Genomic DNA, 12,611 nt, shown 5'->3' on the forward strand with positions numbered 1-12,611 from the left:
GGAAGCCGGCCAGCGGCCGGCTCTACCAGGCGCGGTCAGGCGTACCGCGTGGGGTCGGGCACGCCGGCTTCGGCGAAACCCTGCGCGCGCAGGCGGCAGGCGTCGCAGTGGCCACAGGCAGCGCCGTTGGCGTCGGCGTTGTAGCAGGACACGGTCAGGCCGAAGTCCACGCCCAGGCGCACGCCTTCGCTGACGATCTGGCCCTTGCTGAGGAACTGCAGCGGGGCATGCACCTTGATGCCGGCGCCTTCCACGCCCGACTTTGTGGCCAGGTTGGCCAGCGCCTGGAACGCGGCCACGAACTCGGGGCGGCAGTCCGGGTAGCCGGAGTAGTCGACAGCGTTGACGCCGCAGAAGATGTCATTGGCACCGAGCACTTCGGCCCAGCCCAGCGCCAGCGACAGCATGATGGTATTGCGCGCCGGCACGTAGGTGACCGGAATGCCGGCTCCGCCCGCCTCCGGTACGTCGATGTCATCGGTCAGCGCCGAGCCACCGATGCTGCGCAGGTCCACGTCCACGGTCTTGTGCGCGACCACGCCCTGGGCCTTGGCCACGCGGGCTGCGGCATCCAGTTCGGAGGTGTGGCGCTGGCCGTAGCGCACGCTCAGGGCATGCACGGCAAAGCCCTGTTCCTGGGCCATGGCGATGACGGCGGCTGAATCCATGCCGCCGGAGAGAAGCACGACTGCCTTCTTCATGGGAAATCTTCCGGTTGGGAGGGGAAAGCCAGCACGCTGTCCCGCGCCGGAGCTACATCAGGGAACGCTGCGCCGGCTCATCGGCCCGGCTCGTCGTTCCACAGGATTTTATGCAACTGCATCTGGAAGCGCACCGGCAGCCGGTCTTCGACGATCCAGTCGGCCAACTGCCGCGCGCTGATCTCGCCCTTGCTCGGCGAGAAGAACACGGTGCAACGCTCCACCAGGCCGTGCTCGGCGACCATGGCCTTGGCCCAGTCGTAGTCCTCGCGGTTGCAGATGACGAACTTGATCTGGTCGCGGACGGTCAGCAGCGGCAGGTTTTCCAGGCGATTGCGGACGGCTTCGGCCGAGCCCGGCGTCTTGATGTCGACCACGCGCGACACGCGCGGGTCCACTGCACTGACATCCAGCGCGCCGGAGGTTTCCAGCGAGACATCCATGCCCGCATCGCACAGCTTCTGCAGCAGCACCAGGCAGCGCTTCTGCGCCAGCGGCTCGCCGCCGGTCACGCAGACGTGGCGGACGCCCTGGGCCAGCACCTCGGCCACGATGTCGTCGATGTCCCACCAGGTGCCGCCGTGGAAGGCATAGGCGGTGTCGCAGTACTGGCAGCGCAGCGGGCAGCCGGTCAGGCGCACGAACACGGTCGGCCAGCCGGCGGTATCGGCCTCGCCTTGCAGCGAGGTGAATATCTCGGTGATCTTCAGGCGCGGCAGCGGCGACTGCACGATGTCGCTGGGGGTGGCGACGGCGTTTGACGGGGTAACGGCGGTCATGGCGGGTACTTCTTGGTGGGACACGTGGCGGGTGGGCTACCGTGGCCGGTAACGAAAGCAGCCGAGCATGGCTCGGCTCTACAACAGCAACCGGACGGCTTTGCTGGTCCGGAAACGAAAGCAGCCGAGCGTGGGCTCGGCTCTACAGGGCACCTATTGTACGCCCGCTCAGCGGATCAGCGGATCTGCTTGCCCAGGCGGATGGACTGCAGGCGGTCCTGCGCGGTGCGCGCGGCGTCCGAGCCGGGGTACTGCGCCACGACGGTCTCCAGCGTCTGCTGGGCCTGGTCGACCTTTCCCTCGCCGTACTGCGAGAGGCCGATCTTGAGCAGGCCGCCCGCGGCCTTGTCGTGGGTCGGATAGCGCGAGAGCAGCTCTCGGAACTGGGTCTCGGCCATCGGGAAATTGCGGGTGGCGTAGTAGCTCTCGCCCAGCCAGTACAGCGCGTTCGGCGCGTACACGCCGTTCGGGTACAACTCCAGGAAGCTCAGGAACAGCTGCGCCGAATCGTCGTACCTGCCGGCCTTCAACGCATCGAAGGCAACGTTGTAGGAGGTGCGCTCGTCGCCGGTGGCGGCAAGGCTGCCAGCATCACCATGGACCGAAGGCGGCCGCTCGGAAGTGGCCGCCGCTGCGGGTTTTGCCGGGGCCGGTGCGGCCTTCGGCGCGCTCGCCGGAACGGGCGGCAGGGCCGGGGCGGCGTTGCCCCCTTCCAACCGGTTCAGGCGGCTGTCCAGATCCAGGTACTGGTCCTGGGCGGACTGCTTGAGCTGGGCGTTGTCATGCTGCAACTGCTCGATCGAGGCCTGCAGGCTGGTGACCTGCTGCCGCAGCTGATTGATCTGGTTCAACAGGTCCTGGTTGGCACTGTTGTTGTACATCTGCTGCTCGAGCGCGCCGACACGGTCAGCCAGGCTCTGTCGCTGTGCGTGCGCCGGTGCGGCAGCCACGAGGGCTGCCGCAACGACCAGCATCAGTTTGATGCCAATGCGCATGGATTACTGCGCGGTGTAGACGATTTCGACGCGACGGTTCTGCGACCAGCACGACTCGTTCGACTCGGTGCAGACCGGACGCTCTTCACCGTAGGACACGACGGTCAGCTGCGAAGCCGAACCACCGTTGGCCTGCAGGGCCGAGCTGACGCCGTTGCCACGACGCTCACCCAGGGCCTGGTTGTACGCGCGCGAACCGCGCTCGTCGGTGTGGCCCTGCAGGGTGATGCGCGAGGACGGACGGTCACGCAGGTACTTGGCGTGGCACGCCATGATGGCCTGGAATTCCGGCTTCACGTCTTCCTTGTCCAGGTCGAAGTAGACAACGCGCTGGCGCAGGCAGGCGTCGGTGTCCAGATCGCCCGGGCCGTACAGGCCGGAGGTCGACGGACCGGTCGGGGTGGTGGTCGAGGTGCCGGTGTCGACCGGGGCTGCCGGCTCTTCCTTCACCTTCTTCGAGCAACCGGCCAGGACGGCCACAGACAGCAGGGAAACAAGCAGAACGCGGGTGGACTTGTTCATGGCGATACCTTTGTGGCTCCTAAGCCGATGAGGGGTTCAAGACAACGAAAATATTAACACTCTTTTAGCGCTGGGTACGGTATGGGGACCATGCCGGTTCGCGCACATCACCGTCGGCCAGGACCAGGCGCTGGCGAACCCGCGCATCGGCCGAAACGGCATACAACACACCACGGCCACCTTCGCGGGCGGCGTACAGCACCATGCTTGCGTTGGGCGCAAAGCTCGGAGATTCATCCAGCGAACCCGGGGACAGCGTGCTCCAGCGGGGCGACCCCAGCGAGCTGTCCATCATCGCGATCTTGTAGCTGTTGCCCGAGCCCTGGGCGACGGCGATCTTCTTGCCATCGTAGGACACCGAGGGCTTGGCATTGTAGTTGCCCTGGAAGGTGACGCGCTCGGCGCTGCCGCCACCGGCACCGACCTTGTAGACCTGCGGACGGCCGCCGCGATCGGAGGTGAAGTACACCGCGCTGCCGTCCGGTGCCCAGGTCGGCTCGGTATCAATGGCGAAGTGGTTGGTCAGCTGGGTCAGCTGCTTGCTGCCCAGGTCCATCACGTAGATTTCCGGGTTACCGGAGCGCGACAGGGTCAGGGCCAGCTTGCGGCCATCCGGCGAGAACGCCGGGGCGCTGTTGATGCCGCGGAAGCTGGTGACCAGCTCGCGCGCTCCAGTGCCGATGTTCTGGATGTAGATGGCCGAATTGCCACGCTCGAAGCTGACGTAGGCCAGCTTGCTGCCATCCGGACTCCACGACGGCGACAGCAGCGGCTCGGCCGAGCGCACGATGGTCTGCGGGTTGAAGCCATCGGAATCGGCCACCATCAGCGCGTAGCGCATGGCGTCGCCCTTGCCACTGGCGGTCACGTAGGCGATGCGAGTCCAGAAGGCGCCGCGCACACCGGTGATCTTTTCGTAGATGGCGTCGGCCATCTGGTGGGCAACGTCGCGCATGGCGTTGCCACGGGCGGTCATCGCCAGGCCCAGCAGGCGCTCGCCCTTGGGCACGTCGAACAGTTCGTACTCGACGCGGTAGGCACCCGCACCGGCATCAAGCACGCGGCCGACCACGATGTAGTTCTGCTTCAGCGCGCGCCAGGTCGCGAACTGGATATCCCCCCCCCGCACGGGCTTCTCGACGATCTGCGCTTCCGGCAGCGTGCGGAACTGACCCGAACGCTCCAGATCGGCACGGACCACGCCGGCGACGTCGGTCTGCGGAGCGGCCGACGAACCCTGATAGGGCATCGGCACGATGGTGATCGGCAGCGCGGAGGCATTGCCGCCGATGATGTCGATATCCAGCCCCTTCTGCTGCGCGACAGCAGCAAAGGGCAGCAACAGGGCCGCAAACACGGCAAGCCAGCGAGGCATCTTTTTCATGGAGCGCTCAATAAGGGGAAACCGGAACGAGGGATAACAAAGCGGGAGTGAACCGCTTCGCAATCATGAACCAAGGGTACGTGAATTCCGGGTCAGTTCCAGCCCGTCTTCTCACGCACCGTTAACGTCGTGGCTAGCATCGCACCGTCTGCCCTGGTCACGCCGCCCCGGAGGACGGTGTTCGACAGCAGCCCACAGCCTGCCCGGTCGAAACCGAGCACACCAGAGGCAAGCGCGACAACCGTGGGCGCGGGTGGCTCGAGAGCCGCCCCGGCCCGCCGCCTCAGCGATCTTGGGCAGTAAACGTGAAGTTGAGCGTGCGTGCGAACACCGACTCGAAGCCACGGTACGGCAGCGGCTGCGCGTTGAGCACGGCGGCCTCGATCGAACGCTTGCCGGCCTCGTCGTACGGGCAGTTCGGGCTGACCTTGGCCTGCATCACCGTGCCACCCGGAATCTGGGTGATGGTGATCTGGCAGCGCTGGCCCAGCGGCACCGTGTCCGGCCGCACCCACTGCGACAGCACCTTGGCCTGGATCGCCGCGGCGTACTTGGCCGAAAGATCATCGCTGTTGCCACCACCACCGGCGGCCGGCTGGGACGCACCGCTGGAACCGGCGGCGGCACTGCCCGCGGCATTGCGCGCGGCGGCGACCTGGCGCAGCTTCTGCTCAGCCAGCTTGGCTTCCTTTTCGGCCTGTTCGCGGCGGGCACGGATCTCGGCGATCTTCTTCTGCTTCTCGGCCTCGGCCTTGTCCGCAGCCTGACGCGCCTGATCGGCCAGCTTCTTCTTCGCGTCTTCTTCCTGCTGCTTGGCCAGGCGCAGCTTCTGCTCGGCCTCTTCCTGGCGCTTGCGTTCGGTCAGGTCGATCTGCTCCTGGCGGCGCTTGGCTTCCTGCTCCTGCCTGGCCTTCTCCTGCGAGATGGCCAACGCGCTGACCGCTTCCTGGTCCTTGGTATCCGGCTGCGCGACACGCTCCTGTGCCTGTTGCTGCTGCGGCGTGGGGGCGTCCTGTGGGCGCGGCTCGGGAATCGGCTGTGGCGGCGGAATGGTGTCTTCCGGCACCGGAACCGGCTCGGCCACCGGCGGCGGCAGGTCCTCCAGCTTTTCGGACTGGCGCAGGGCCTGGCGGGCGGCGGACGCTTCGGACGCGGACAGCGCCAGGCTGGCCTCCACCGACGGATCACCGGCGGCGGCGTCGGTGTTGCGCTCGGGCGACCAGAACCAGGCCACGATGAAGACCAGCGCGACCAGCAGGTGCACCAGCAACGCCAGCGCCAGGGGCAGGCCCCAGCCGGGTTCGCGCTGCTGCGGAGGTGGCAGGGCGTCAGCGTGCATCGGTGGCCAGGCCTACCTTGTCTACCTTGGCGCGCTTGATGACATCCATCGCGGCGATGACCTTTTCATAGGCCACGGCACGGTCGGCGGCGACGATCACGCGCACGCCCTTGTCCTGGGCGGCGATGCCGGCCAGGCGGCCTTCCAGTTCCTCGGCCGACACGGCGGTCGGCTCCTTGGCGTCGGGCAGCTTCAGGCTGAGCTGGCCGTCCTGGCGCACCGAGACGATCACCGGGTCCTGCTTGCTTTCCAGCGCCTTGGCGTTGGATTGCGGCAGGTCGACGTCGAAGCTCAGGGTGAGCAGCGGCGCGGTGACCATGAAGATGATCAGCAGCACCAGCATGACGTCGATGTAGGGAACGACGTTGATTTCCGATTTCAGCTTGCGGCGCTTGCGGCGACCGATGGCAGCGGACATGGCTTGGACTCCCGGGTCAGGCGCTTACTCGTCGCCAGCGCTCTGGCGCTGCAGGATGGAGCTGAACTCTTCGGCGAAGGTCTCGAACCGCACCGACATGCGCTCCACGCGGGTGGTGAAGCGGTTGTAGGCCCACACCGCCGGGATCGCCACGAACAGGCCGATGGCGGTGGCGAACAGGGCTTCGGAGATGCCTGGCGCGACGGCGGCGATACCGGCCTGCGCACCGCTGCTGATCATGTCGTGCATGGTCACCATGATGCCGAACACGGTACCGACCAGGCCCACGTACGGGGCAGTCGAACCGATGTTGGCCAGCAGTTCCAGGTTGCGCTCAAGCTGGTCCACTTCGCGGGTGTAGGTGGTGCGCATGGCACGCTGCGCGCCTTCCAGCTGCGCACGGCCATCCAGGCGGCGCTTGTCGCGCAGGCGGGTGTACTCGCGGAAACCAGCTTCGAAGATGGCTTCCAGGCCGGTCACGCTGCGGCTGCGGTCGGTGGCGGCGCTGTACAGCTTGCCCAGGTCGGCGCCGGACCAGAAGCGGTTCTCGAACTCGTCAGCTTCGCGGGTGGCCTGCTTGAACACGCGGGCCTTGCGGAAAATGATCACCCAGCTGACGAACGAGCCGACCAGCAGCAGCAGCACGATGATCTTCACCGGCAGGCTGGCCTTGGCCATCAGTTCGAGGTAGTTGATGCCGCCGCCGGTGGTGGCCTGGGCAAGGGTCTGTGTCGCGGCGTTGCTGACGTCGGCCGGCAGTGCCTCGGTGACCGTGGCCTGCAGGGCCAGGAGCGTTGCGATCATCCGTTGTTCCTCAGTGTTCGGATTCGGGGTGGAGGTGGGGTTGCAGCATGGCAAGGACGGCCTCGTCCATGCCACGCGGGCGGAAACTGGCCGCTTCCAGTGCGGCGATGCGGACCCGGGCCGACAGCAGCAGCTCGCCGTCGCGCAGGATCTGCTGGTCGAAGACCATGCTGGCCTTCTTCAGCTGGACCAGGCGGGCGCTCACCTGCAGGGTGTCATCCAGCCGTGCCGGCTTGATGAAATCCATCTGCATCGAGCGCACCGCGAAGACCATCCCATGCTCGGCGCGCATGCGCTCCTGGCCGTAGCCGAGCGCACGCATCCATTCGGTCCGGGCCCGTTCCATGAAGGCCACGTAGCGGGCGTGGTAGACCACGCCGCCTGCGTCGGTATCTTCCCAGTAAATGCGTGTCGGCCAACTGAATAGTGGCTCAACCGACATCGGGAACCTCCGCGAACAGATCCTGCGGCGGGTTCTTCGGCTTCAGGCCCATGTGCCGGTAGGCCTTGTGGGTGGCCATGCGACCGCGCGCGGTGCGCACCAGGAAGCCCTGCTGGATCAGGTACGGCTCGACCACGTCTTCCAGCGTGCCGCGCTCCTCGGACAGCGCCGCGGCCAGCGACTCGATGCCGACCGGGCCGCCATCGAAGTAGTCGACCAGGGTCTTGAGCAGGCGCCGGTCGAGCTCGTCGAAGCCTTCCGGATCAACCTTGAGCATCTTCATCGCGGCCTGCGCCACGGCCTCGTCGATGTGGCCGCCCGCCTTCACCTGCGCGTAGTCGCGCACGCGGCGCAGCAGGCGGTTGGCGATACGCGGGGTGCCGCGCGCGCGCCGCGCGATCTCGCCGGCGCCGTCGGCGGTGCAGTCGATGCCGAGAATGGTGGCCGAGCGGCGCACGATCCGGGTCAGCTCCTCGACGCTGTAGAACTCCAGCCGCTGGACGATGCCGAAGCGGTCGCGCAGCGGCGCGGTCAGCAGGCCGGCGCGGGTGGTGGCACCGATCAGGGTGAACGGCGGCAGGTCGATCTTGATCGAACGGGCCGCGGGGCCCTCACCGATCATGATGTCGATCTGGAAGTCTTCCATCGCCGGGTACAGCACTTCCTCGACCACCGGCGACAGGCGGTGGATCTCATCCACGAACAACACGTCGTGCGGCTGCAGGTTGGTCAGCAGCGCGGCCAGGTCGCCGGCCTTCTCGATCACCGGGCCGGAGGTCACCCGCAGGGCCACGCCCAGTTCGTTGGCGATGACGTGGCTGAGCGTGGTCTTGCCCAGGCCGGGCGGCCCGAAGATCAGCACGTGGTCGAGCGCGTCGCCGCGTCCCTTGGCCGCTTCGATGTAGATCTCCATCTGCTCGCGCACCGGGGCCTGGCCGAGATAGTCGGCCAGGCGCTTGGGGCGGATGCTGGCGTCGGCGGCGTCATCCTCGCGGGTGGCGCCGGCGCCGATGATGCGGTCGTCGGTCATACCGTGATTATGCGGTAAATGGTTGCATTCCGGGGCCGGAAGCACGGTAGTGCCGGCCGCTGGCCGGCAACCCCATGAACACCGGTGGTGCGGCGGATGCCCGCCAGCGGCCGGCACTACCAGACCTCAGATCTCGACCTGGGCCCCGAGTTCGACCAGGCGGTTGCCGGGAATACGGAAGAAGCCGGTGGCCGGCGCGGCATTCCGGTGCATCAGCGCGAACAGCTTGTCGCGCCAGATCGGCATGCCGCGGTTGGCGGTGGCCACGATGGTTTCGCGGCTGGCGAAGAAGGTGGTGTCCATCGGGTCGAAGTAGATGCCACCGTGGTCGCACGAGCGCATCAGCGCCAGCGGCACGTCCGGGGTTTCCATGAAGCCGAAGCGCACGTAGACGCGGTAGAACTCGTCGCCCACCGATTCGATCTTCAGCCGCTGCCCTTCCATCGCATACGGGATCGGCAGGGTCTCCACGTGCAGGAACACGTTGCGTTCGTGCAGCACCTTGTTGTGCTTGAGGTTGTGCATCAGCGCATGCGGGGCGACGGTCGGGTCGGCGGTGAGGAACACTGCAGTGCCCGGCACGCGCACCGGCGGTGCCAGCATCAGCCCAGGCAGGAAGGTATCCAGGCGGATGCCGTCCTTGCGGATCTCATCGCGCAGCAGTTCGCGGCCACGGCGCCAGGTGCGCATCATGGTGAACAGGAAGATCCCCAGTACCACCGGGAACCAGGCGCCCTGCAGCAGCTTGGCACCGTTGGCGATGACGAAGCCGAGGTCGATGATGAAGAACACCACGCACAGCGGCAGCAGCCAGGCGCGCGCCTTCGGCCACAGCGAACGGGCCACCAGGGCCAGCAGCAGGGTGTCGATCAGCATGGTGGCCGACACCGAGATGCCGTAGGCCACTGCCAGGTTGGACGAGCTGCGGAAGGCCAGCACCAGGCCGATCACCATTACCGCGATGCCCCAGTTGATGCCTGGGATGTAGATCTGGCCGATGGTGTCGTGCGAGGTGTGCTTGATGCGCATGCGCGGGATGTAGCCCAGCTGCATCGCCTGACGCGAGACCGAGAACGCGCCGGTGATGACCGACTGCGAGGCAATCACCGCCGCCATGGTGGCCAGGATGATCATCGGGTACAGCGCCCACGGCGGCACCGCCTCGAAGAACGGGTTTTTCAGCGCTTCGGGGTGGTTGAGCACCAGTGCGCCCTGCCCCAGGTAGTTCAGCACCAGGCACGGCAGCACGAAGAAATACCAGGCGTGGCGGATCGGTTTGGCGCCGAAGTGGCCCATGTCGGCGTAAAGCGCCTCGCCACCGGTCACCGCCAGCACCACTGCGCCGAGGATGAAGATCCCATGCCAGCTGTGCTCCATGAAGAAGCGGATCGCCCACCACGGGTTGAATGCCTTGAGCACTTCCGGCGCATCGACGATGTTGTAGATGCCGATCGCCGCCAGCGAGATGAACCAGACCGACGTGATGGGGCCGAAGGCCTTGCCGATCTTCTCGGTACCGAAGCGCTGCGCCGCGAACACCATCAACAGCACCACCACCGTGATCGGCACGATGAAGGCATGCAGGCCCGGCGCGGCCACCTCCAGGCCCTCCACCGCACCCAGCACCGATATCGCCGGGGTGATCACGCCGTCGCCGAAGAACAGCGACGCACCGAAAATGCCGAGGATGCCGACCACGTAGGCCGAGCGCGAGCCGTTGCGCAGCGTGCGCTGGGTCAACGCCATCAGCGCCATGATGCCGCCCTCGCCGTCGTTGTCGGCGCGCATGATGATGGTCACGTACTTCAGCGTGACCACGATGTTCAGCGCCCAGAACGCCAGCGACAGCACGCCCAGCACGGTGTCGTGGTCGCTGTTGAGCCCGTAGTGCGGCGAGAACGCCTCCTTCAGCGTGTACAGCGGGCTGGTACCGATATCGCCGAACACCACGCCGATCGCACCGATGATCAGCGCCATGCCTCCTGCTGGAGGGGCGTGACCGTGGCTGCCGGGGGCAGCTGCGTGCGGGGTTTGACTGCTGGACATGGGACTCCTGGCGACGCTCAGGCGGTTCGTTGAAGGAAAGGGACGCGGCTCAGCGCAGCGCCGACTGCAGCGCCTTGCGGATCACGGTGGCCACTTCGTCGCCTTCATTGAAGGCGTCGCGGGCCATGCGTGCCGCTTCGGCCGGCTTGTAGCCCAGCTGCTGCAGGGCCACGGTGGCATCGGACAGCGGGTCGGCCGGGGCTGGGCCGCTGCCGGTGGGCAGCGCGCCGCCGGCGCCGAACTGGGCTGCACGGTCACGCAGTTCCAGCACCATGCGTTCGGCAGTCTTCTTGCCGATGCCGGGAATGCGGGTCAGCGCGGTGATGTCACCGGCCTGGACCATGCGCGCGAACTCCTCGACGGAAACGCCGGACAGCACCGCCAGCGCGATCTTCGCGCCGATGCCACTGACCTTCTGCACGTCGCGGAACAGGCGCCGCTCCCCCTCGCGCAGGAAGCCGTACAGCGAAACGCTGTCTTCCTTCTGCGCGTAGTGGGTGTACAGCGTGACCTCGCGGCCGAGCTCGGGCAGGTCGTAGAAGGTGCTCATCGGCGCCTCCAGTTCGTAGCCCACCCCGTTCACGTCCACCACCAGCCACGGCGGCGCCTTGTAGGCGACGATGCCGCGCAGTCGACCGATCATTGCGTGCAGCTCCTCATTTGCGGCCCCACGCCTGGCGGGCACTGAGCCCCAGGCGGTTGGCCGTTGCCCGTACGTGGGCATGGGTGATCGCCACCGCCAACGCGTCGGCCGCGTCGGCCTGCAGCTTGGTTTTCAGGTTGAGCATGAGCCCGACCATGTGTTGAACCTGTTGCTTTTCGGCGCCACCACGGCCAACCACGGCGAGCTTGATCTCGCTGGCGGCGTATTCGTGCACCGGCAGGTCGCGCAGCACCACGGCCGAGATCGCCGCGCCCCGGGCCTGGCCCAGCTTCAGCGCCGAATCGGGATTACGGGCCATGAACACCTTTTCAATGGCCACTTCCTGCGGCTGGTACTCGCGGCACAGGTCGGCCAGGCCCAGCACCAGCAGCTTCATGCGCTGCGGGAAGTCGTCGGCGCCCAGCAGCACCAATGGCTGGTGGTGCACGTAGGTGACGCGGCCGGCGGCATCGACATCGATGATGCCGACCCCGGTCCGCTGCGAACCGGGGTCGATGCCGAGGATGCGGGTCATGCTGCACTCCTGGCGGGGCGGAACGGGATGCGCTGGCAGGCGTAGGGGGCTCATGGCTGTCCGCGGTGACCGTTCAACGGCCCGCGCCCAGGCCGTCGCAGACGGCTCAGGCGTAGGCGTCGGCGCCGAGTTCGGCGTTGGAATACACGTCCTGCACGTCGTCCAGGTCTTCGAGCATGTCCAGCAGCTTCTTGACCTGCAGGGCGACGTCGCCTTCAACCTTGATGTCGTTGTCCGCGCGGAAGGTGATCTCGGCGTGGTCGGCGACATGGCCGGCGGCGGCCATCGCATCCTTCACCGCGTTGAACGCGTCAGGGCTGGTGACCACATCGATCGAGCCGTCATCGGGGTAGACCACGATGTCATCGGCACCGGCCTCAATGGCCGCTTCGGTGATGGCTTCCTCGTCGGCCCCTGCGGCGAAGCTGAGCACGCCCAGGCGCTTGAACATGAAGGCCACCGAGCCTTCGGTGCCCATGTTGCCACCGCACTTGCTGAACGCATGGCGGACGTCGGCCACAGTGCGCACGCGATTGTCGGTCAGGCAGTCGACGATCACGGCCACGCCACCCGGAGCGTAGCCCTCGTAGCGGACTTCCTCGTAGTCGACGCCTTCCAGCTCACCGGTCGCCTTCTTGATGGCACGCTCGATCACGTCCTTGGACATGTTCACGGCCAGGCCCTTGTCCACGGCCACGCGCAGGCGCGGATTGTTGTTGGGGTCGCCTCCACCGCCGCGCGCGGCAACGCCGATCTCGCGGATGATCTTGGTGAAAATCTTGCCGCGCTTCGCGTCGGACGCGTTCTTGCGGGCTTCGATGGAGGGGCCTCTACCCATGGGTGCTACCGTCTGGCTGCTTCAGGATCAAGGCGCGGATTCTACCTGATCGGGCGCTGCAACCGTGTCTAGGCCCGTATTGTTGTAGAGCCGAGCCAATGCTCGGCTCAATGGGCCCGACGGAATGCAGCCGAG

At 66.8% G+C, this 12,611-nt stretch carries 14 protein-coding genes; all 14 read right to left on the reverse strand.

The features are described 5' to 3' along the window. Positions 1 to 35: 35 nt before the first annotated feature. The 14 genes from queC to ROV93_RS22170 all read right to left on the reverse strand — a co-directional run bounded on the left by queC (position 36) and on the right by ROV93_RS22170 (position 12,476). The gene (gene queC, locus ROV93_RS22105; protein ID WP_061480332.1) at positions 36 to 701 is read right to left on the reverse strand and encodes a 7-cyano-7-deazaguanine synthase QueC; all 666 of its coding nucleotides are present in this window, start codon (positions 699 to 701) and stop codon (positions 36 to 38) included. A 77-nt stretch (positions 702 to 778) separates the two neighbouring features. Beyond that, positions 779 to 1,480 carry a 7-carboxy-7-deazaguanine synthase QueE gene (gene queE / locus ROV93_RS22110; RefSeq protein ID WP_072167671.1) on the reverse strand — a complete coding sequence of 234 codons (702 nt, stop codon included), beginning with the start codon at positions 1,478 to 1,480 and terminating at the stop codon, positions 779 to 781. Positions 1,481 to 1,656: 176 nt separating this feature from the next. After that, positions 1,657 to 2,475 carry a tol-pal system protein YbgF gene (gene ybgF / locus ROV93_RS22115; RefSeq protein ID WP_019660125.1) on the reverse strand — a complete coding sequence of 273 codons (819 nt, stop codon included), beginning with the start codon at positions 2,473 to 2,475 and terminating at the stop codon, positions 1,657 to 1,659. A 3-nt stretch (positions 2,476 to 2,478) separates the two neighbouring features. Continuing rightward, a complete protein-coding gene (pal, locus tag ROV93_RS22120) occupies positions 2,479 to 2,997 on the reverse strand; it encodes a peptidoglycan-associated lipoprotein Pal (protein ID WP_005418510.1) in 519 nt (172 codons plus the stop codon). A gap of 64 nt (positions 2,998 to 3,061) precedes the next feature. Further along, positions 3,062 to 4,381: a Tol-Pal system beta propeller repeat protein TolB gene (gene tolB, locus ROV93_RS22125; RefSeq protein ID WP_005418511.1), complete on the reverse strand. Its 1,320-nt coding sequence runs from the start codon at positions 4,379 to 4,381 to the stop codon at positions 3,062 to 3,064. A 283-nt stretch (positions 4,382 to 4,664) separates the two neighbouring features. Further along, complete coding sequence (gene tolA, locus ROV93_RS22130; RefSeq protein ID WP_069139342.1) at positions 4,665 to 5,720, reverse strand: cell envelope integrity protein TolA; 1,056 nt, start codon at positions 5,718 to 5,720, stop codon at positions 4,665 to 4,667. Further along, entirely contained in the window at positions 5,710 to 6,138 is a 429-nt protein-coding gene (gene tolR / locus ROV93_RS22135; RefSeq protein ID WP_005410751.1) for a protein TolR, read from the reverse strand. The genes tolA and tolR overlap by 11 nt, the downstream gene beginning before the upstream one ends. Before the next feature lie 24 nt (positions 6,139 to 6,162). Continuing rightward, complete coding sequence (tolQ, locus tag ROV93_RS22140; protein ID WP_005410752.1) at positions 6,163 to 6,942, reverse strand: protein TolQ; 780 nt, start codon at positions 6,940 to 6,942, stop codon at positions 6,163 to 6,165. A 10-nt stretch (positions 6,943 to 6,952) separates the two neighbouring features. Continuing rightward, positions 6,953 to 7,384, reverse strand: a complete 432-nt coding sequence (gene ybgC / locus ROV93_RS22145; RefSeq protein WP_049413323.1) for a tol-pal system-associated acyl-CoA thioesterase — start codon at positions 7,382 to 7,384, stop codon at positions 6,953 to 6,955. Further along, a complete protein-coding gene (ruvB, locus tag ROV93_RS22150) occupies positions 7,374 to 8,414 on the reverse strand; it encodes a Holliday junction branch migration DNA helicase RuvB (protein ID WP_005418515.1) in 1,041 nt (346 codons plus the stop codon). Before ruvB ends, ybgC begins: the two co-directional genes overlap by 11 nt. Positions 8,415 to 8,540: 126 nt before the next feature. Further along, positions 8,541 to 10,460 (reverse strand): potassium transporter Kup, encoded by a 1,920-nt coding sequence (locus ROV93_RS22155; protein ID WP_072167670.1) that lies wholly within the window; start codon positions 10,458 to 10,460, stop codon positions 8,541 to 8,543. A gap of 49 nt (positions 10,461 to 10,509) precedes the next feature. Beyond that, complete coding sequence (gene ruvA / locus ROV93_RS22160; RefSeq protein WP_005418517.1) at positions 10,510 to 11,103, reverse strand: Holliday junction branch migration protein RuvA; 594 nt, start codon at positions 11,101 to 11,103, stop codon at positions 10,510 to 10,512. Between the two features lie 13 nt (positions 11,104 to 11,116). Further along, entirely contained in the window at positions 11,117 to 11,638 is a 522-nt protein-coding gene (gene ruvC, locus ROV93_RS22165) for a crossover junction endodeoxyribonuclease RuvC (RefSeq protein ID WP_005418518.1), read from the reverse strand. Between the two features lie 106 nt (positions 11,639 to 11,744). Then, positions 11,745 to 12,476, reverse strand: coding sequence for a YebC/PmpR family DNA-binding transcriptional regulator (locus ROV93_RS22170; RefSeq protein ID WP_005418519.1), 732 nt, complete (start codon positions 12,474 to 12,476; stop codon positions 11,745 to 11,747). Positions 12,477 to 12,611 lie beyond the last annotated feature (135 nt).

The sequence above is a fragment of the Stenotrophomonas maltophilia group sp. msm4 genome, from assembly GCF_032025605.1.
GTDB lineage: Bacteria > Pseudomonadota > Gammaproteobacteria > Xanthomonadales > Xanthomonadaceae > Stenotrophomonas > Stenotrophomonas sepilia.